General features: G+C 71.4%; 17 protein-coding genes and 1 riboswitch. Of the genes, 9 read left to right on the plus strand and 8 right to left on the minus strand.

Annotated features, from left to right (window positions below; genetic code table 11):
* Nucleotides 1–160: 160 nt before the first annotated feature.
* Nucleotides 161–1,171 carry a polyprenyl synthetase family protein gene (locus ACIQJT_RS39440; protein ID WP_365462098.1) on the minus strand — a complete coding sequence of 337 codons (1,011 nt, stop codon included), beginning with the start codon at nt 1,169–1,171 and terminating at the stop codon, nt 161–163.
* Between the two features lie 773 nt (nt 1,172–1,944).
* Nucleotides 1,945–2,145, plus strand: a riboswitch (cyclic di-AMP (ydaO/yuaA leader).
* A 5-nt stretch (nt 2,146–2,150) separates the two neighbouring features.
* On the opposite strand from ACIQJT_RS39440, the gene ACIQJT_RS39445 reads away from it, so the two are divergent.
* The gene (locus ACIQJT_RS39445) at nt 2,151–2,633 is read left to right on the plus strand and encodes a transglycosylase SLT domain-containing protein (protein WP_402650343.1); all 483 of its coding nucleotides are present in this window, start codon (nt 2,151–2,153) and stop codon (nt 2,631–2,633) included.
* Nucleotides 2,634–2,636: 3 nt separating this feature from the next.
* Here ACIQJT_RS39445 and ACIQJT_RS39450 read toward each other — a convergent pair whose 3' ends face one another.
* From ACIQJT_RS39450 to ACIQJT_RS39470, 5 genes are all read right to left on the minus strand, one after another.
* Nucleotides 2,637–3,449, minus strand: coding sequence for an HAD family hydrolase (locus tag ACIQJT_RS39450; protein WP_402650344.1), 813 nt, complete (start codon nt 3,447–3,449; stop codon nt 2,637–2,639).
* A gap of 162 nt (nt 3,450–3,611) precedes the next feature.
* Complete coding sequence (locus ACIQJT_RS39455) at nt 3,612–4,640, minus strand: LacI family DNA-binding transcriptional regulator (protein WP_402650345.1); 1,029 nt, start codon at nt 4,638–4,640, stop codon at nt 3,612–3,614.
* Between the two features lie 40 nt (nt 4,641–4,680).
* Nucleotides 4,681–5,547, minus strand: a complete 867-nt coding sequence (locus ACIQJT_RS39460) for a carbohydrate ABC transporter permease (RefSeq protein ID WP_365462090.1) — start codon at nt 5,545–5,547, stop codon at nt 4,681–4,683.
* Nucleotides 5,544–6,542 (minus strand): sugar ABC transporter permease, encoded by a 999-nt coding sequence (locus tag ACIQJT_RS39465; protein WP_365462088.1) that lies wholly within the window; start codon nt 6,540–6,542, stop codon nt 5,544–5,546. The genes ACIQJT_RS39460 and ACIQJT_RS39465 overlap by 4 nt, the downstream gene beginning before the upstream one ends.
* On the minus strand, nt 6,539–7,870 hold the full coding sequence (locus ACIQJT_RS39470; protein WP_402650346.1) for an ABC transporter substrate-binding protein: 1,332 nt from the start codon (nt 7,868–7,870) through the stop codon (nt 6,539–6,541). Before ACIQJT_RS39470 ends, ACIQJT_RS39465 begins: the two co-directional genes overlap by 4 nt.
* A gap of 374 nt (nt 7,871–8,244) precedes the next feature.
* Here ACIQJT_RS39470 and ACIQJT_RS39475 point away from each other — a divergent pair, with 374 nt between their 5' ends.
* Nucleotides 8,245–9,384, plus strand: a complete 1,140-nt coding sequence (locus tag ACIQJT_RS39475) for an arabinogalactan endo-beta-1,4-galactanase (protein WP_402650347.1) — start codon at nt 8,245–8,247, stop codon at nt 9,382–9,384.
* A gap of 214 nt (nt 9,385–9,598) precedes the next feature.
* On the opposite strand, the gene ACIQJT_RS39480 is transcribed toward ACIQJT_RS39475, so the two are convergent.
* A complete protein-coding gene (locus ACIQJT_RS39480; RefSeq protein WP_402650348.1) occupies nt 9,599–10,801 on the minus strand; it encodes an NAD(P)-binding domain-containing protein in 1,203 nt (400 codons plus the stop codon).
* Nucleotides 10,802–10,851: 50 nt separating this feature from the next.
* Nucleotides 10,852–12,090 carry an ATP-grasp domain-containing protein gene (locus ACIQJT_RS39485; protein ID WP_365462174.1) on the minus strand — a complete coding sequence of 413 codons (1,239 nt, stop codon included), beginning with the start codon at nt 12,088–12,090 and terminating at the stop codon, nt 10,852–10,854.
* Nucleotides 12,091–12,394: 304 nt separating this feature from the next.
* Here ACIQJT_RS39485 and fahA point away from each other — a divergent pair, with 304 nt between their 5' ends.
* The 7 genes from fahA (at nt 12,395) to ACIQJT_RS39520 (ending at nt 18,980) form a co-directional block, all read left to right on the plus strand.
* Entirely contained in the window at nt 12,395–13,630 is a 1,236-nt protein-coding gene (fahA, locus tag ACIQJT_RS39490) for a fumarylacetoacetase (protein WP_402650349.1), read from the plus strand.
* A gap of 153 nt (nt 13,631–13,783) precedes the next feature.
* Nucleotides 13,784–14,725, plus strand: a complete 942-nt coding sequence (locus ACIQJT_RS39495) for a M56 family metallopeptidase (RefSeq protein ID WP_365462078.1) — start codon at nt 13,784–13,786, stop codon at nt 14,723–14,725.
* A 214-nt stretch (nt 14,726–14,939) separates the two neighbouring features.
* Complete coding sequence (locus ACIQJT_RS39500; RefSeq protein ID WP_365462076.1) at nt 14,940–15,725, plus strand: GntR family transcriptional regulator; 786 nt, start codon at nt 14,940–14,942, stop codon at nt 15,723–15,725.
* A 32-nt stretch (nt 15,726–15,757) separates the two neighbouring features.
* Nucleotides 15,758–15,985 carry a ferredoxin family protein gene (locus tag ACIQJT_RS39505; protein WP_053852588.1) on the plus strand — a complete coding sequence of 76 codons (228 nt, stop codon included), beginning with the start codon at nt 15,758–15,760 and terminating at the stop codon, nt 15,983–15,985.
* Between the two features lie 16 nt (nt 15,986–16,001).
* Nucleotides 16,002–17,339: an ABC transporter substrate-binding protein gene (locus tag ACIQJT_RS39510; RefSeq protein ID WP_402650350.1), complete on the plus strand. Its 1,338-nt coding sequence runs from the start codon at nt 16,002–16,004 to the stop codon at nt 17,337–17,339.
* Nucleotides 17,336–18,217 (plus strand): ABC transporter permease, encoded by an 882-nt coding sequence (locus ACIQJT_RS39515; protein WP_402650351.1) that lies wholly within the window; start codon nt 17,336–17,338, stop codon nt 18,215–18,217. The genes ACIQJT_RS39510 and ACIQJT_RS39515 overlap by 4 nt, the downstream gene beginning before the upstream one ends.
* On the plus strand, nt 18,201–18,980 hold the full coding sequence (locus tag ACIQJT_RS39520) for an ABC transporter ATP-binding protein (protein ID WP_402650352.1): 780 nt from the start codon (nt 18,201–18,203) through the stop codon (nt 18,978–18,980). Before ACIQJT_RS39515 ends, ACIQJT_RS39520 begins: the two co-directional genes overlap by 17 nt.
* Nucleotides 18,981–18,987: the final 7 nt, after the last annotated feature.

Here is an 18,987-nt window from a genome sequence, read left to right on the forward strand (position 1 = left end):
GGTGTCCGTCCTCGGTCCGGCGGCTCGGTCTCTTGAGCAGGGCTCGGTGACGGACGCCGGCCGCTGCGGGCGGACACCCCCCACCCCGTCCCCTCGCCGCCGTACGCGGCTGAAGGTGCGTCCCCATGGCCCGTCCCGGCGATGCCGGTGACGGATGTCACTACCCGGCGCGGTGGACCACCGCGTCGCACAGCTCCATCAGCGCCGCCTTCGCGTCGCACTCCCGCAGCGGGGCCAGGGCCGCGCGCGCGTCCTCCGCGTAGCGCACGGTGTCCCGGCGGGCCTGCTCCAGCGCGGGGTGGGTGCGCAGGGCCGCCAGTGCCCTCGCGTGCCGGGTGTCGTCCGAGAGGTCGGAGTCGAGCAGCTCGCACAGGGCGATGTCGTCGGCCAGGCCGAGCCGGGCGGCGCGCTCCCGCAGTCGCAGGACCGGCATGGTCGGGATGCCCTCGCGCAGGTCCGTGCCCGGTGTCTTGCCGGACTCGTGGGAGTCGGAGGCGATGTCGAGGACGTCGTCGGCCAGCTGGAAGGCGACGCCGAGGCGCTCGCCGTACTGGGTCAGGACGTCCACGACCGTCTCGTCGGCGCCCGACATCATCGCGCCGAAGCGGCACGAGACCGCGACGAGCGAGCCCGTCTTGCCGCCGAGCACGTCCAGGTAGTGCTCGACCGGGTCCCGGCCGTCCTGCGGTCCGGCCGTCTCCAGGATCTGGCCGGTGACCAGGCGCTCGAACGCCTCCGACTGCACCCGGACCGCCTCCGGTCCGAGGTCGGCCAGGATGTGCGAGGCGCGGGCGAACAGGAAGTCGCCGGTCAGCACGGCCACCGAGTTGCCCCAGCGGGTGTTGGCGCTGTCGACGCCCCGCCGGACCTCGGCCTCGTCCATGACGTCGTCGTGGTACAGCGTGGCGAGGTGGGTCAGCTCCACCACCACGGCCGACGGCACCACGCCCGGGGCGTAGGGGTCCCCGAACTGGGCGGCGAGCATCACGAGCAGCGGCCGGAAGCGCTTTCCGCCCGCGCGCACCAGGTGCTGGGCGGCCTCCGTGATGAAGGGGACCTCGCTCTTGGTGGCCTCGAGCAGTCCCTCCTCGACAGCCGCCAATCCGGCCTGGACATCGGCTTCCAGAGCCTGGTCCCGCACGCTCAGCCCGAACGGCCCGACGACGGTCACGAGGGGTCTCCTGTCTGCTGGTGTCTACTGGCGGTTACGCGAAATGTCGATAGGTCGCTGCCATCACTCAAGTCAGCGTATCCGGTCACCTTTGGATCACCGATAGCGCCCGCCCCGTCCATGCCAGGCGCTATCGGATCACGACCGGTATGTTTTTGATCACCTGAAAAGAACGGCTATCAATCTATTTGTAGGTAAGTAGCCGCCTTCGTCGTGAAACCGGTGCCCTGAGACCGACAGGACCCGCCGATGCGGGCCGCTCACCACGGAACCGGTACCCGCGATCCTCGAATACCTGCCCGGCCGGACGGCACCCTGCGACCGGCAGCGCCGGCCCTGGTGCGACGGCCGGGTCGGCATGTCCGGCGGCCCCGGCTCCCTCCGGACATGCACGCGGGGGCGGCGGCGCCGCTCGCCCGGCTCGACCGTCAGACCCGCGACCAGGTGAGGGGGCGGACTTCGCCACCTCCGGTGCGGCTAGGTGGTCTTCCGGTGGGCGTGGGAGAAGCGCATCCCACGGGCAGCCGGTTGCACATGAGTTGGTGCTTCTTGACCGTTTTACACCTCTTGCGTTCGGCTGTGACTTGGCCCACTCGGGCAGGCGGGTCGGCGGACATCCGGAATCCTGCGATCCGCCTTCTACCGTGCGCGAGTTGAGACTTGGCGAACGCAAAGGATCAAGTGCCTCAAATCTCCCTCACCAAGGTCAACAGGCACCCCATGTGAATTCGCCACTTGTTCCGGACATGTGCTCTCGCATACGTTCCCGGCCTGTCGGACGGACGCCGAATCCTGCCACCGCCCGTACACCCACCGAGAACCATGGCAGGAGCGGGGGAACCAGGTAAGTCGCCGGAACGGTCGTCTTCGGACATACCGGTACGGCTCGGGGTGAAGTCACGCCTTTCGTAGGTGTGTCCGGGCATCTCCCGCCCGAACCCGACAGCTCACCTCGCAGGCGACGGAGAGGAACTTCGCCATGCCCGCTGCCGCTCAGCACCGCCGTCCCCGCACCAGCCGTCTCGCCCGCAAGCTCGCCGTCGCCGGGACCGGAGTCGCCGTCCTGGCCCTGCCGCTCATCGGCGCGACCAGCGCCTCCGCGGCCACCCCGCCCCAGCAGACCGCGACCACGCTGGGCTACCCCAACACCCTCGACGGCTGGATCCGGGCCTCCCTCGCCGTCATGGCGGAGCACGGCATCCCCGGCTCCTACGACGGCATCTACCGCAACGTCATCCGTGAGTCCTCCGGCAACCCCTACGCCATCAACCTCTGGGACTCCAACGCGGCCGCCGGCACGCCCTCCAAGGGCCTGCTCCAGGTGATCGACCCGACCTTCGCCGCGTACCACGTGGCCAACACCTCGTGGGACCCGTACGACCCGGTGGCGAACATCACCGCGGCCTGCAACTACGCGGCCCAGCGGTACGGATCCATCGACAACGTGTTCGGCGCGTACTAGGGACTACGCCCGCGGGAAGAGTCGTTCGAGGACGACGGCGATGCCGTCGTCCTCGTTCGACAGGGTCACCTCGTCGGCCACGGCCTTGAGTTCGGGGTGGGCGTTGGCCATCGCCACCCCGCGGGCCGCCCAGTCGAACATGGGGATGTCGTTGGGCATGTCCCCGAAGGCGATCGTCACCTCGGGTCCCAGTCCCAGGTGTTCGGCGGCGAGTGCGAGGCCCGTCGCCTTGGTGACGCCGCATGGCTGGAGTTCGACGGTCCCGGGCCCCGACATGGTGACCGTCGCCAGCGAACCCACCACCGAGCGCGCGGTGCCCGCCAACTCGTCGTCGGACAGGTACGGGTGGCGCAGCAGCACCTTGCTGATCGGCTCGCACCACAGGTCGTCGCGTCGGCCGACCCGCACGGCGGGCAGGGTCGGATGGGGCATCAGATAGCCCGGCTCGATGAGCGTGAGCCCGTCGACCCCGTCCTGGTCCACGGCCGCGTACACCTGCCCGACCTCCGCCTCGATCTTGCCGAGCGCGGTCTCGGCCAGTTCCCGGTCCAGGTTCACCGACCAGAGCAGACGGTCCGCGCCGGCGTCGTACACCTGCGCGCCCTGTCCGCACACCGCGAGCCCCGTGCTGCCGAGGTCGTCGAGCAGCGGGCGCACTCTGGGCGCCGGCCGTCCCGTCACGACGAGATGCCGGGCTCCCCCCGCGGCCACCCGCGCGAGCACGGCCAACGACCGGTCGGAGAGGGTGTCGTCGGCGCGCAGCAGCGTGCCGTCCAGGTCGGTGGCGATGAGTGAATATGCGGGGGAGGCGGCCATGATCAGAGAATACGGATGGTTGGCCCCTCCGACTCGACGCGAACCGGACGGCTCCTGCTTTCACATCCGTTGACGGCAGTTCCGCTTCCGGGGCCTCGGCGGCAGGGCCCGGCGAAGGCCGGCGGACCCCGTCGGGCGCGGGCTTTCCGCGCCGCCGACGGGCTACGCCGAGTCCCGCACCACCAGTTCGGTCGGGAGGATCACCCCGGCCGTGTCCTCGCCGGCGATCTGGGCGAGGAGCATGCGGACCATCTCGGCGCTGATGCGGTCGAAGGGCTGGCGCATGGTGGTCAGGGCCGGGGCGATCGCGGTGGCCGCCGGTGAGTCGTCGAAGCCGCCGACAGCGATGTCCTCCGGGACCGAACGCCCGGCCTGCTGGAGGACGCCCACGACGCCCAGGGCCATGAGGTCGGAGGCGACGAACACCGCGTCCATGTCCGGGGCCTGGGCGAGCAGGCGGCGGGCGGCCCGTTCGCCACCGCTGCGCCGGAAGTCGCCCTCGACGACGAGCTCCGGGTCGTAGGGCAGGCCCGCCTCCGCGAGCACGTCCCGGTAGCCGGCCAGCCGGTCGGGGCCGCCCGGCATGTCCAGCGGCCCGGTGACCATGCCGACGCGGCGCCGGCCACCCGCGAGGAGGTGGCGGACCATGTCCTGTGCGCCCTCCCGGTCGGCCGCGGCCACGTAACTCACCTTGGTGCCCCGCCCGATCGGCTTGCCGCAGACCACCAACGGGATCCCGGCGTCGTGCAGTTCGGCCGCGACCGGGTCGCCGCTGTGGTTGGACAGCAGCAGCACACCGTCGACGTGACCCGAGGTGATGTACCGGGTCAGCCGGCGCCGGTCGTCGTCGCTCTCGGCGAGCATCAGCAGCAGCGGGATGTCGTGCTGGGCGAGCCGCTCGGTGCAACCGCGCAGCAGGACGTTGAAGTTGGGGTCCTCGAAGAACTTCTCCTGCGGTTCGGTCAGCAGGAACGCCACCGAGTCCGAGCGGCCCGTGCTGAGGCTGCGGGCGTGCCGGTTGACCACGTAACCGGTCTTCCTGATGGCGGTCTCGACCGACCGCCGGGCGGCGGGCGAGACGTAGTGGCCGCCGTTCAGGAAGCGGGAGACGGTGCCCCGCGAGACGCCCGCCTCCCGGGCCACGTCGTGGATGGTCGGTGGCTTGCGGCGTCCGTTCGCGCTGGTGGTCATGTTCCTCGTTCGGAGACGTTCGTGCGGGGGAGCCCGGGCCTCAGGCCTTGACCGAGCCGCTCATCAGGTCCAGCGACCAGAACCGCTGGATCACCAGGAAGAGCCCGATCAGCGGAAGGATCGCGAGCAGGCATCCGGTGATGACCAGGGTGTAGAGCGCGGGCTGCGAGGCGCCCTGGGCGAGCAGGGTGTACAGGCCGAGGGTGATCGGGAACTTCTCGTCGTCGGCGAGCATGACGAAGGGCAGCAGGAAGTTGTTCCAGATGCCGACGAACTGGAAGAGGAACACCGTGATCAGGCCAGGCATCATCATCGGTACGGCGATCCGCGAGAAGATCCGCCACTCGCTCGCGCCGTCCATGCGGGCGGCCTCCATGAGCTCGGCGGGCACCGACGCGGCCGCGTAGATGCGGACCAGGTAGACGCCGTAGGGCGACAGGATCGACGGCAGCAGCATCGACCAGTACGAGTCGGCCATGCCGAGCTTCGACAGCAGCAGGTACTGCGGTACGGCCAGCACGATCGACGGGACCAGGACGCCGGCCAGGATCATCTTGAAGATCGCCTCACGGCCTCGGAAGGCGTACCGGCCGAGCGCGTAGCCGCCGGCGGCGGAGACCGCGGCGGAGAGCAGCGCGCCGAGACCGGCGTAGAAGGCGGAGTTGGCCATCCACCGCCAGAAGATGCCGTCCCGGTAGGCGGTCAGGTCGCTCAGGTTCTGGAGGAAGCCGGTGCCGGGCGCGAAGGTGAAGGTGGAGAAGAGCTCCGACCGGTCCTTGGTCGCCGCGACGACCACCCAGGCGATGGGGATCAGGCAGTACAGCGCGCCGAGGATCAGCACGATCGTGGGCACCCACGCGGTGCGGCGGCCGCTCTTGGGGCCGGCGGTGAGGGTGAGGGGGGTCATGCCCGGTCCTCCCGGGTGTAGCGGTCGGAGATGCGCAGCAGGGTGAAGGAGAGGACGAACGTGGCCAGGGCCAGGACGACCGCGGTGGCGGAGGCGCCGTAGACGTCGGACTGGAGGAATGCCTTGTCGTAGATGGCCATCAGGGGGCTCCACGAGCTGGGCAGGCCGTTGGTGAGGGGCTTGAGCGCCATCGGCTCGGTGAAGACCTGGAGGGTGGCGATCACCGAGAAGAAGAAGGTGAGCACCAGGGAGGGCATCACGATCGGGATCTTGATCCGCAGGGCGATGCCCAGGTCGGACGCGCCGTCGAGCCGGGCCGCCTCGTAGATGTCCGGCGGGATGGCCCTCAGGGCGGTGTAGATGACGATCATGTTGAAGCCGGTGCCGCCCCAGACCGCGATGTTCGCGAAGGAGAGGTAGAGGTTGCCGCCGTCGAACAGGTCGGGCTGCGGGAGGCCGAACCTGTCCAGCAGGTAGTAGAAGGGGCTGACGTCCGGCAGGTACAGGAAGCCCCACATCAGGGCGGCGATGATGCCCGGCACCGCGTACGGCAGGAAGATCATCAGCCGGGCGAAGGGTGCGCTGCGGGCCTTGGGGGTGTCCAGCATCAGCGCGAACAGCAGCGCGAGGCCCAGCATGGTCGGGATGACGATGAGGCCGTAGCCGAAGGCGCGCAGGACGCTGTGGCCGAACTCGGAGTCCTTCAGGACGTCGGTGTAGTTGCCGATGCCGTTCCAGACCTGCTGCCGGGCCCCCTTGCCGAGGCCGATGCCCTTGACCTGCACCTTGTGCAGGCTCAGCCAGATCGCGTACCCGATGGGGACGACGGTGAAGGCGGCGAAGAGGGTCAGGGTGGGCACCAGGAACCAGTACGGTGCGCTGCGGCCACGTCGGCGGGGGCGGCTGGGGCGGACGGACTGGGCGGCGGTGCCGGTGCCGTCCGCCAAGGGGCCGGCCTCGGTGAGGTCGGCGCCCTTGAGCGGAGCGCTGGTCATGCCTCGGTCACCTCGAAGCCCTGCTTCTTCATGTCGGCGAAGGTCTTCGACTGCACGGTGGCGAGGGCGGAGTCGAACTGGGTCTCCTTCTTCGCCTTGGCCGCCTTGCCGAAGGCGTCCTGGAAGGTGGTGTAGGCCGTGTTGACGTTGGGACCCCAGGCCGCGGCGGCCGTGCTGGCGGCGATCTCGCCGGCGGTGGTGTAGAAGTCCGCCTGGTTCGAGAAGAACTCCGGTGTGGTCAGGACGTCTCCGGACTGGCCCTTCGTGGCGGCGGGGTAGATCGCGACCTCCTTGACCAGGGCGGCCAGCGCCTCCGGGTCGGTGTTCAGCCAGGTGGCGAACTTGGCGGCGGCCTCGGCGTGCTTCGAGTCGGTGGAGACGCCGGTGGAGGAGCCGCCCCAGCTGCCGGTGACGTTGTCGCCGGACTTCCACTGCGGCAGCGGGGCCATGCGCCACTTGTCCTTGGTGTCGGGCGCGGAGGAGACCAGCACACCGGGCGCCCACACCGCGGAGACCCAGGCCAGGTGGGTGCCCTTGTTGAGGGCGTTGTTCCAGGCCGGGGTGTACATCGGCTGGTTGTCGATGACGCCCTCCTGGACCAGTCCGCCCCAGAACTGGGCGACCTGCTTCGTGGCCGCGTCGTCGATGCCGACGGTCCACTTGCCGCCGGAGTCGACGGTCCACCACTTGCCGCCGGCCTGCTGGGAGAGGCCCGCGAACAGACCGGGGTCGTTGGCGGAGAAGGTCGTCAGGTAGGCGTCCGGCACGGCCTTCTTCGCGGCGCGGGCGGTCTCGGCGAACTCCGTCCAGGTCTTCGGGACGGTCAGCCCGTGCTTCTTGAAGAGGTCCTCGCGGTAGTAGAACATCAGCGGCCCGGAGTCCTGCGGGATCGCGTAGAGCGCGTCCGTGCCGAGGGTGACCATGCCCCACAGGCCTTCGGCGAACTGGGACTTGGTGTCACCGGCGTACTGGGAGATGTCGGCCAGGACGTCGTTGGAGACCAGGGTGGGCAGCGACTGGTACTCGACCTGGATCAGGTCGGGGGCGTTGCCGGCCTTCTTCGCGGTGATCAGCTTGGAGAGGATCTCCTGGCCGCTGGCCTGCTTGGAGACGGTGACGGTGATGTCCGGGTTCTTCTTGTTCCAGATCGCGGCGACCTTCTCCATGTTCGGCGCCCACGACCAGTAGGTCAGCTTGACGGGCCCGCTGCTCTCGCCGGAGTCCTTGTCGTCGGAACCGCCGCAGGCGGCGAGGGTGCTGGTGAGGCCGAGGGCTGCGGCCCCGGCAAGGATGCTGCGCCTGCTGATCTGGCGGCGGTTGATCGACATCTTCACTCCCCTGACTTGGAACCAGCCGGTCTCGAGACGTCCCGCGTGCGCGGCAACCGCCGTGGGGGGAGGTTCTGCGGACGTGACCGAGAGGCTGTGCGCGAGGGCCGCGCGGCTCTGTGATCGTGCACAGTAGAGAATTGTTTCGGGCCCTTGTCAATGGCGGGGGCGTGGGGTTACCTACTTGTTGCTCCCTGATGACAGGGGTGAGGGAAGCTGTGCACGATCACAGAAAATGAGGGTTTTCTGGGATCGTCCGGCGTTTCGCGGGCTTCCCTCACCCCGCGCCTCGGCGCTGCCCCTGCCCTGCTCCGGCCGGTCGGGCAGGCGCACCGCCGGTATCCCCGTGACCGTCCGCGAAAGGACCCCCTGACATGCGCAGACGCAGTGTTCTCGCCGCCGCCGGAGCCGCCGCGCTGGCCGTTCCCGTACTGGGGGCGGCACCGGCGGTCGCCGCACCGTCCGCCAGCCGGCGGGGGCGTCTGGAGATCCGGGGCGTGGACATCTCCTCGCTGCCGAAGAACGAGGACCACGGCGCGGTGTACCGGACCGCCGACGGCCACCGAGCGGACCCGGTCCAGCTGATCGCGCGGGCCGGTGTCACCCACGCCCGCCTGAAGGTGTGGGTGGACCCGGCCGACGGCTACAACACCAAGGCGCGCATCCTGCCGCTCGCCCGCCGCCTCGAGCGGGCCGGGGTCGGCATCTGGATCGACTTCCACTACTCCGACAGCTGGGCCGACCCGGCGCACCAGACCAAGCCGGCCGGGTGGGCGGGCCTGGACGTGGCGGGGCTGGCCAGGGCGGTGTACGACCACACGGCCGACGTCCTCGGTGCGCTGAAGCGGCAGGGCACCCCGGCTCAACTGGTGCAGATCGGCAACGAGTTGAACGGCGGCCTGATCTGGCCCGAGGGCAACTGGGAGCACTTCGACAACATGACGGCCTTCCTCAAGGCCGGTCTGAGCGCGGCCCGCGACACCACGCCTCGCGTCCGCACGATCCTGCACCTGGCGAACGGCGGCGACAACGGGCTGTACCGCTGGTGGTTCGACAACGTGCTGTCGTACGGCGTCGACTTCGACATCATCGGGCTGTCGTACTACCCGTTCTGGCACGGGCCGATCGCGGACGCGGCGGCCAACATGGCCGACATCACGGCGCGTTACGGCAAGCCGTGCGTGATCGCCGAGACGGCCTATCCGTTCACGCTGGAAAGCGAGGACGACGTCAACGACATCATGAACAGCCCTTCGCAGCTCACCGACGGTTTCCCCGCCACGCCCGCGGGCCAGGCCGCGTGGCTGCGCACGGTGGCCGACCTCGCCGCGGGCGTCCCCGACGGGCGGGGCCTCGGCTACTGCTACTGGGAGGGCCTGTGGACCTACCGCACAGGCAGCGGCTGGGACCCGACGGACCCCGCCTCGGGCAATGCGTGGGAGAACCTGGCGCTGTTCGACTTCGAGGACAGGGCGCTGCCGGGGTTGCGGGTCTTGGGGGGATACCGGCGATAAAGGACTGCCGGGCTTTGTGGGGAAAGAGGCCCCGGGAGGCTGTCACTTTCGTACGCGGCTGACTGGACTCCTCAGGGGCGCGGGGAACTGCGCGATAGCCCCCCACCGACCCGCAGCCCTCTCACGACGCCCCGTGGCACCCCCTTCCGGGCCGCGAGGTGTACCCGGCCGACCCCCCGGACACCGCACAGCCCCGGCACAGGCCCCGCCCGCCTCAGCCGTGCGCCGCCGCCAGGTGGCGGGCGAGCCTCGGGGAGGCGTACTCCGTGCCGCAGACGAAGCGCATGACCGGGCCGTAGGACGCCGCCGCCGGCAGGCCGGTGAAGTACAGGCCCGGGACGGAGGAGACGTACCCGGCGCCGAGCCTGGGCGTGCCGCGGCTGACCGCCAGGGCGGTGCGCAGTTCGTGGCCGAGGAAGTCCATCGCGGCGAGGTCGACGCGGTACCCGGTGGCCGCGATGACGTGGTCGGCGGACAGGCGGTCCAGCGCCTTGGTGTGGGAGAGGACCTCCAGCGCGGGACGGCCGTCGACCGTGTCCGCCTTGAGGATCCGGTCCACCTCGGTGACCTGCACCCTGCCCTCGAAGCGGTCGCGCAGCCACCACGCGCCGAGCGGGCCGAGGACCCGTCGGACCAGGTAGTGGCGGGCGCCCGCCGGGAGCCGGCGGTAGGGGTGCGGGTAGTAGGTCAGGGCCCACAGGGACCAGGCCCGGCCGAAGGGCGACTCGGGGCGCAGCCTCGGCTGCTGCCACGGCGGTGCGCCGAAGGCCACGCGGCCGCGCCCCCGGGCGACCACCCGGACCCGGGCGCCCGCCTCCGCCGCGAGGACCGCCGTCTCCAGCGCGGACTGGCCGGCCCCGACGACGATCAGCTCCTTGCCGGAGTAACGCCCGAGGTCATGGTGCTGGGAGCTGTGGGAGACCGGACCGGTGGGCGCCGGTCCGTCGGGCAGGGCGGCGGCCAGCGCCCGGGGCAGGTGGGACAGCCCCGACAGACCGGTGGCCACGACCACCGCCCGTGCGGTGAACGACTCCCCCGAGTCCAGCTTGAGCTGGAAGCCGCCCCGCTCGCTGCGGTCCACGGACACGACCCGCACCTGTTCCAGCTCGGGCACCAGCTTCTGCTGGAACCACCGGCCGTAGGCGATGAACGTCTCGACGGGGACGATGTCCTCGTCCGTCACCAGCCGGCGGATGCCCGCCGCGTCGCAGTAGTCGCCGAGGGTGTGCCCGGGCTGGGGCGCGTCCAGGCTGGAGGCGGCCGGGGTCGACTTGAGGAGCATGCCCGCGGGCATGTGGTCGCGCCAGCTCACCATGGGGTCGCCGAAGACGCGCACGGGGATGCCGCGGGCCCGCAGATGGGCCGCGGTCGACAGGCCGAAGGGCCCGGCGCCGATGACTGCTACCGGTTGGATCACGAAGTCCCTCCCCAGGACGTCACTTCGTCACTTCGTGGTGGTGCCGCTGTTCAACTGGTCTTTCCGCCGCGCCGGTTGGTCCGCCACAGCTGGTAGAGGTGCTTGGCGCCGGGCCGCACGAACCGGCCGAGCATGGTGAGGAACGGCAGCGGGTCGTCACCCGCGAACCAGGCCAGCTCGGTCCCGCTGGGCCGCGCCGGCGCGTGCGGGGTCGTATAGCCGCTGCGGCGGTAGGCGAGCAGCGCGGGCAGGTCGATGTTCTCCACGACATAGCGGCGACCGGTCCGCTGCTCCCCCTCCGGGACGGCCCGCCCGGTCAGGTCCAGGTGCATGGCGCGTACGACGTCCACCCCCGACTCGCTCTCGAAGAGCCGGAACTGGGCGCCCATGCGGGGGTTGAAGTCGAGCAGCTTGTACTGGCCGTCGCGCCGGTCGAAGCGCAGGTCGAGGTCGATGATGCCGGTGTAGCCGATCTGTTTGACGAATCGTGCGGCGAGGTCCGCGAGTTCCGGGTTGTCCACGACGTACGCGTGGGCGGTCATGCCCGCGTGCGGCGGCCAGGAGCGCACCTTGACGCCGGTGAACAGGGCCAGCGGCGCGGAGTTGCCGTCGAAGTAGGCGTGCACGATCCAGTCCTCGGCCTCCTCGCGCGGCAGGTACTCCTGGAGGATCACCCCGGGCCGCTCGCCCCAGTCACGGGCGAGGGCGAGCAGCCCCTCACGGGTGGCGATGCGGGTGGTGCCGCCCACCGCGGGCCGCCGGCGCCGTACGAACGCCTCGCGGTTCTTGGCCACCACCGGGAAGCGGGCCTTCTCGGCGAAGGCCACGATGTCGTCGTACGACTGCGGGAAGGCGGCCTGCGGGCTGGCGATCCCGTGTTCCGCGCACAGTTCGTGCAGGCCCTGTTTGCTGGCCAGCCGGCGGGTGAGAGCGGGCTCCACGCGCGGGAAGAGGAACCGGCCGAAGAGGTCGTTCTGGTGCTCGGCGATCAGGACCGCCGCCTCCTCGTCGGTCGGCACCAGGACGGCGGGGCGGCCGATGCGGCGCCCGATCCGGATCAGTCCCTCGACCAGGTGGCGCGGGTCCTCGGTGCCGGTCGTCGGCCAGACGAACGCGCGGGTGAGGTACCGGGAGGCGGCCGCGGGTGTGCAGCGGTCCTCGGTGATGGCGTACATGGGGACGCCGAGGCGGCCCAGACTGCGGATCGCGCCGACTCCGCCGTGGTGCAGCGGGTAGTCGCCGAACTTGACGATCAGGGCCGGGACCTCACGGTCGGCCTCCAACGGCACACTGCTCGCGCTTCTGGCCACGGTCCCCCCACGCGTCCCCCCACGGACGCCGGCCCCCGGACGCGGTCCCACCCATCCGGTCCGTGCCCGTCCGTGCCCCTCCGTGCTCGCAAAGGACGCTAAGCCGGAATGGAAGCCTCCGACCGTCCCTTAACCGGACATTGCTAACTCTTTAGCCACACTGCTCTCTCTTTGGGCACTCCCGTGACCGGCGTCCCGGCCGTAACGTGGGCGCGACCACCGGACCGCAACGTGTGCCGCGACCAGCCGGTCCGCGGCATGCGCGAGAGTGAGGCAGCACCCCATGCCCCCCTTCGAAGTCCCCTTCGACCTGCCCGAGGGCGACCCCTTCGGCCCGCACAACCTTCCGTACGGCGTCTTCTCGGCCTCCGGCTCGTCCGACCGGACCGTCGGCGTCCGGCTCGGCGACCACGTCCTCGACGCGGGCGCGGCCGCCGCCGCCCTCGGCTCCCCCTACGCCTCCCTGCTCGCCCGGCCCTCCCTGGACGCGCTCCTCGCCGCCGGCCGCACGGCCTGGTCGGACGTGCGGCGGGCGCTGACCGCCTGGGTGACGGTGCCGGCGCACCAGGAGGCGATCGCGGGCTTCTTCCACCCGCTGTCCTCGGTCGACCTGCACCTCCCCTTCGAGGTCGCGGACTACGTCGACTTCTACGCCTCGGAGAACCACGCGCGTAACGTCGGCCAGATCTTCCGCCCGGACGCGGCGGACTCCCTGACCCCCAACTGGAAGCACCTGCCGATCGGTTACCACGGCCGCGCGGGCACCGTGGTGGTCTCGGGCACGGACGTCGTACGGCCGTCGGGGCAGCGCAAGGCCCCCGCCGACGCGGCTCCCGTGTTCGGGCCGTCGGTGCGGCTCGACATCGAGGCGGAGGTCGGCTTCGTGGTCGGCACGCCGTCCGCGCTCGGCAGGCCGGTGCCGCTCGGCGACTTCCGCGAGCACGTCTTCGGGCTGTGCCTGCTCAACGACTGGTCGGCGCGGGACATCCAGGCCTGGGAGTACGTCCCCCTCGGCCCGTTCCTCGGCAAGTCCTTCGCCACCTCGGTGTCGGCGTGGATCACCCCGCTGGACGCCCTGGAGGAGGCCCGGGTGGCGCCGCCCTCGCGGACGCACGAGCTGCTGCCGTACCTGGACGACACCGCCCCCGCCGTCGAGCCGGGCGGCTACGACCTGCGGATCTCCGTCGCGATCAACGGCCACGTGGTGTCCGAGCCGCCCTTCTCCACCATGTACTGGACGGCCGCCCAGCAGTTGGCGCACATGACGGTCAACGGCGCCTCGCTCAGGACGGGCGACCTGTACGGCTCCGGCACGGTGAGCGGCCCCTCCGCCGGTGAACGCGGGTCGCTGCTGGAGCTGACCTGGAACGGGCGGGACCCGCTGGAACTCCCCGACGGGAAGCGGACGTTCCTGGAGGACGGGGACGTGGTGACGCTGTCGGCGTGGGCTCCCGGCCCGGACGGGGTCCGGGTGGGCCTGGGCGATGTGGTGGGACGGGTGGTGCCCGGCGAGGTGTGAGGCAACCGGAGCCCTTCGAGTCCTGCCACGGCGGCTCCGGTCACGGCATACTGGCGGCGGGCGGTACGCGTGGGACGACGTGCCGACCGCCCCGCAGCGCTCACCGCACAGCCCCACCTCCCCTGTCTCCGATCAGGATCCGGAGCCCGTGGCATGACACTCTGCCTGCTCCTGCTGAGCACCGTCGCCGTGGCGGCCGCCGTGCCGGTGCCGCGCGCGCTCACCCGGGCCGCGTGGCCCGAACGGGAACCGGTGGTCGGCCTGTGGGTGTGGCAGTGCCTGGTCGCCACGGTGCTGCTGTGCTGTCTGACCGCTCTGGTGCTGGGCGCGGCGGCCGTCTTCCACACGGTCCGCGACCACGTGTTCGCCCCGGCGCCGCCCGCGGTGACCGCGGCGTACGACCTGTCGGCCGCGCCGGCCTGGGCGGTCGCCTCGACCCTGCTGCTGGCGGCCGGGGCCGCGTGGACCACGGCGATGCTGGCGCGCGAACTGGTCGAGGCCCGCCGGCGCCGGGGCCTGGCCCGTGAGCATCTGCGGGAGCGCGCGCCGGATCTGCCGGCCGGCCTGGGGACGGCGACGCGCGGCCCGCTGCTGGTGCTGGAGGACGAGTACCCGGACGCGTGGTGGATGCCGGGGAGCCCGCCGCAGCTCATCGTGACGACCGGCGCCCTGCACCGGCTGACCGATCACCAGCTCGACGCGGTCCTCACCCACGAGCGCGGCCACGCCCGGGCCCGCCACGACTGGCTGCTCCACCTCTCGACCGCGCTGGCCACGGGGTTCCCGCGGGTGCCGCTGTTCGCCCACTTCTGCGACCAGACGCACCGGTTGGTGGAACTGGCGGCGGACGACACCGCGTCACGGCGGTGCGGCCACCTGACCACGGCCCTGGCTCTGATCGAGCTGAACCAGCACCGCGGAGTGCTGTCGTGCGCGTCCAGCCACCGGTTGCTGGGCGAGCGGGTGGACCGGTTGCTGGAACCGCCGCCGCGGCTGCTGCGCAGGCAGCGGGCGCTGACGTCCGCGACGGCCGCGCTGGTGCCGTTGCTGCCGCTGCTGATCGTGTTCGGGCCGGGATTGTCGGCGCTGGCGTGAGGCGGTCGGTTTCCGGGTGCGGGCCGGTGGGGGGCTTGTCGCGCATTTCCCGCGCCCCTAGGTGGGCGCACCCACGCGCCTGCTAGCCCTCCAGGTGGCACATGTCACCCAACAGCACGTGAAACCGCAGGTCAGCACCTGATCCGTCGGTCCGTCAGGTGGCGCAACACATCGGCAACACAGGTTTTCCTATCTCCTCGGTATGGTTCCAGCCATGCCAGCCACCGACCGCATCCGGGACCACGCCGGGCAGGGCGCGACCACCGTCGCCGCCCGCGCCAGGCGCCGGCTGCGCGCGGACCAGGCACGCCAGCTCGCCGACCTCCTGCGCCACCAGATCCTCACCGGCGGCTTCGAGAACGGCGCCCTCCCCCACGAGACGACCCTCGCCGCCGACTACCGCGCCTCCCGCAACACGGTCCGCCAAGCCCTGGACCTGCTCCGCGCGGAAGGTCTGGTCGAACGCCTCCCCGGCGTCGGCACCGTGGTCGTCGGCCACAAGTACCCCCACGGCCTGGACCGTCTGATGGGTCTCGCGGAAACCCTGCGCGAACACGGCACGGTCACCAACGAAGTCCGCACCATGGGACCCGCCCCTGCCCCGCACCCGGTGGCCCGGCGGCTCCAGGTCGAGCCCGGCACCGACGTCCTCTGCATCGAACGTCTGCGCCGCCTCAACGGCCTGCCCCTCTCCCTCGACCTCACCTACCTCCCGCTCGACCTCGGGTCCGCCCTGCTCGGCGCCGACCTGGAGAACACCGACGTCTTCCGCCTGCTGGAGACGACCACCGGCCAGGGCCTCGGCCACGCCGAGATCACCCTGGAGGCGGTGAACGCGGACGCCCACTCCGCCGCCGTACTGGAGGCCCCGCGCGGTGCGGCCGTCCTCATGCTGGAACGCCTCACGCACCTCGCCGACGGCCGCCCGGTGGACCTGGAGTTCATCCGCTTCCGCGGCGACCGCATCACCATGAGCGGTCTGCTGCACCGCTCCCTGTAGAAGCCCCTGCTCGCACATTCCCGGAGACAGCCATGCCCTTGGTGCCCCAGCGGGCCGACGTGCCCGTGACCATCGACGAGTCGAAGTGCATCGACGGCTGCACGCTCTGCGTGGACATGTGCCCGCTGGACTCCCTGGCCATCGACACCAGCAGCGGCAAGGCCTACATGCACGTCGACGAGTGCTGGTACTGCGGCCCGTGCGCGGCCCGCTGTCCCACCGGAGCCGTCACGGTCAACATGCCCTATCTGCTCCGGTGAGAGGTCCCGAACTGCCATGAAAAACAAACCAGTTGTCGCCGCCCTGCTGCTGTTGGCGCCGCTGACCGCCTGCGGCAGCGCCGAGGCGGGCGACGGTTCGACGGTCACCGTCACCGTCGGCTACCAGTCCAGGACCATCAACACGGTCACCGCCGGCACCCTGCTGCGCTCCCTCGGCTACTTCGAGAAGCAGCTCAACTCCCTGCACGACGGCCGCACCTACAAAGTCGACTGGCAGGACTACGCCACCGGCGCCCCGATCACCGCCCAGATGACCGCGGGGAAGATCGACATCGGTTCGATGGGAGACTTCCCGCTCCTCATCAACGCGGCCCGCGGCAAGCAGCTCGGCAAGCCCACCCACCTGGTCTCGGTCACCGGCTACAACCTCCGCGGCGGCCTCAACACCATCGTCACCACCCCCGACTCCCAGCTGGCCGCACTCGCCGACCTGCGCGGCAAGAAGGTCTCCACCAGCGTCGGCTCCGCCGCCGACGGCACCCTCGTACGCGCCCTCCAGCGGGCCGGCATCGACCCCGCCAAGGGCATCGAGAAACTCAACCAGCAGCCCGCCGTGGGCGCTTCGGCCCTGTCGGCGGGCAGCGCGGACGCGCTCTCCCAGTTCGTCGCCTGGCCCGGACTGCTCGCCTACCAGGGCAAGGCGAAGGCCCTGTACGACGGTGCCGAGCTGAACCTGCCCACCTTCCACGGCGTCACCGCCCGCGAGGACTTCGCCGAGAAACGCCCCGCGGTCCTGGAGGCGTTCCTCAAGGCGCAGGCCCGGGCCACCGACTACCTCGACGCCCACCCGGTCGCCGCCGCCGAGTCGGTCGCGAAGGCCACCGGTCTGCCCGCCGAGGTCGTCTACCTCTACAACGGCGCCCACGGCATCGCCACCTTCGACCCGTCGGTCAAGCCGCAGTTGGTCTCCGCGCTGAAACAGGACGTCTCGGTGCTGAAGGCGGCCGGGCTGACCGGCGACATCGACGTGGACTCCTTCGTCGACGACCAGTACGTCAAGAAAGCCCTCGGGTCCGGGTACGCCAAGCGCCTCGCCGCTGCTCCTCCCGCCACCGCGAGCGAGGTCTGGCCCAAGGGCGCCTCCGCAACCCGGACCTTCAAGACGCCCGACGAGCTGCTGACGTACGTCTCCGCACACCAGGACGGCATCCGCGCCGCCTACGTGCCCGACGCCACCACCGGCACCCTCTGGTTCGCCGACAGGGCGGTCTGGGTGGCCGACGGCGACCGGCTCCTGCCCTTCGTCGCCCCGCAGACCGCCCGGGCGTACATCTCCGCGCACGCCGGCGCCCGGGTCGTCACGTACGCCGACGCACTGGAGCGGGCGTCATGAGCCGGCCCCTGCCGAAAGCCGGCCGGTACGCGCTCAGGGCGGCCTCCCTGGCGGTCGCCCTCACCGTGTGGCAACTGCTGACCAGCCGGGACATCGACCTGTGGCTGCGCTTCTCGCAGTTCCCCACGGTCACCGATGTGGCGGGCGCCTTCGCCGACCGCCTCACCGGCCCCGACTACTGGACGGACCTCACCGCCAGCCTCACCCGCATCCTCACCGGGTTCCTGCTCGCCGCGGTGCTGGGCGTCGCGACCGGCGTGCTCGTCGCGCGCTCCCCGCTCGCCGAGGACATCCTCGGCCCCGTCCTGGAGGTCGTCCGCCCGATACCGGCGATCGCCCTGGTCCCCGTCGCGATCCTGCTGTTCCCCTCCAACGAGCAGGGCATCGTCTTCATCACCTGCACCGCCGCCTTCTTCCCCGTCCTGGTCTCCACCCGGCACGCGGTCCGCGCGCTGGCCCCCGTGTGGGAGGAGGCGGTGCTGACCATGGGCGCCGGCCGGTGGCGGATCATCACCTCGGTCGTCCTGCCGGGCGCCCTGCCCGGCATCTTCGGCGGCCTGTCCGTCGGCATCGGCGTCTCGTGGATCTGTGTCATCTCCGCCGAGATGATCTCCGGCCAGTACGGCGTGGGCTACCGCACCTGGCAGGACTACACCGTCGTCGACTACGCGGGCGTCTTCGTCGGCATGGTCACCATCGGCGTCCTCGGCTGGCTCACCTCCACCGCCGTGGAGCTGCTCGGCCGCCGCCTGACCCGGTGGCTGCCGAGGACGTCCTACGCCGGCCGCCGCACCCCGCGGCGGGCACGCGGCACCCGGACCGGCGTGCCGGTCGGTGTCCGGCCCAAGGAGGGCATCCCCCATGACCAGCTCGTCTGACCTGCGGGCCGGCTCCGGCACCGGTGCGGCGCTGGCCCTGCGCGGCACCGCCCTGGGCCGGCCCGGAGCACCCGTCCTCGACGTGCGGGAACTCGATGTGGCACCCGGTGAGATCCTCACCGTCGTCGGACCCTCCGGCTGCGGCAAATCGACCCTGCTGCGCACCCTGGCCGGCCTCCTCGCTCCCCTCTCCGGCCAGGTCACCCAGGACGCCCGCGCCCTGACCGGCCCCTCGGCCGACCGCGCTCTGGTCTTCCAGGAGGACGCCCTCCTGCCCTGGCGCACCCTGCGCGCCAACGTCGAACTCCCGCTGGCCGTCAAGGGCGTGCCGCGCACCGAGCGCCGCGCACAGGCCGAGTCCTGGCTGGAGCGAGTCGGACTCGCCGACCAGTCCCGGCAGTTGCCGCACCGGGTCTCCGGCGGGCAGCGCCAGCGCGCCCAACTGGCCCGCGCCCTCGCGGGAGCGCCCCGCGCGGTCCTCATGGACGAACCCTTCGGCGCCCTCGACGCCCAGACCCGCGCCGGCATGCAGGACCTCCTGGTGGAGGTGTTGCGCGGCACGGGCGCGACCGTCGTCTTCGTCACCCACGACGTGGACGAGGCCCTGTTCCTCGGCGACCGCGTGGCGCTCCTCGGAGACGGCCGCCTGACCGCCGTACGCGAGGTGCCGCGCCCGCGCGACCGGTCGGCGCACGACCAGCACGCGCGCGTGGCGCTGCGGCGCGACGTCCTCTCCTCGCTCGGAACCTCGTTCGGTACCTGAAAGGCCC

This window comes from Streptomyces sp. NPDC091972, assembly GCF_044756385.1.
In the GTDB taxonomy this organism is placed as follows: Bacteria; Actinomycetota; Actinomycetes; order Streptomycetales; family Streptomycetaceae; genus Streptomyces.

Coding starts and splice junctions, on each gene's coding strand:
- ACIQJT_RS39500 (WP_365462076.1), top strand. CDS start 14,940: ATGCCAGCCACCGACCGCATCCGGGACCACGCCGGGCAGGGCGCGACC.
- ACIQJT_RS39445 (WP_402650343.1), top strand. CDS start 2,151: ATGCCCGCTGCCGCTCAGCACCGCCGTCCCCGCACCAGCCGTCTCGCC.
- ACIQJT_RS39460 (WP_365462090.1), bottom strand. CDS start 5,547: ATGACCCCCCTCACCCTCACCGCCGGCCCCAAGAGCGGCCGCCGCACC.
- ACIQJT_RS39515 (WP_402650351.1), top strand. CDS start 17,336: ATGAGCCGGCCCCTGCCGAAAGCCGGCCGGTACGCGCTCAGGGCGGCC.
- ACIQJT_RS39455 (WP_402650345.1), bottom strand. CDS start 4,640: ATGACCACCAGCGCGAACGGACGCCGCAAGCCACCGACCATCCACGAC.
- ACIQJT_RS39470 (WP_402650346.1), bottom strand. CDS start 7,870: ATGTCGATCAACCGCCGCCAGATCAGCAGGCGCAGCATCCTTGCCGGG.
- ACIQJT_RS39520 (WP_402650352.1), top strand. CDS start 18,201: ATGACCAGCTCGTCTGACCTGCGGGCCGGCTCCGGCACCGGTGCGGCG.
- ACIQJT_RS39475 (WP_402650347.1), top strand. CDS start 8,245: ATGCGCAGACGCAGTGTTCTCGCCGCCGCCGGAGCCGCCGCGCTGGCC.
- fahA (WP_402650349.1), top strand. CDS start 12,395: ATGCCCCCCTTCGAAGTCCCCTTCGACCTGCCCGAGGGCGACCCCTTC.
- ACIQJT_RS39450 (WP_402650344.1), bottom strand. CDS start 3,449: ATGGCCGCCTCCCCCGCATATTCACTCATCGCCACCGACCTGGACGGC.
- ACIQJT_RS39495 (WP_365462078.1), top strand. CDS start 13,784: ATGACACTCTGCCTGCTCCTGCTGAGCACCGTCGCCGTGGCGGCCGCC.
- ACIQJT_RS39465 (WP_365462088.1), bottom strand. CDS start 6,542: ATGACCAGCGCTCCGCTCAAGGGCGCCGACCTCACCGAGGCCGGCCCC.
- ACIQJT_RS39505 (WP_053852588.1), top strand. CDS start 15,758: ATGCCCTTGGTGCCCCAGCGGGCCGACGTGCCCGTGACCATCGACGAG.
- ACIQJT_RS39510 (WP_402650350.1), top strand. CDS start 16,002: ATGAAAAACAAACCAGTTGTCGCCGCCCTGCTGCTGTTGGCGCCGCTG.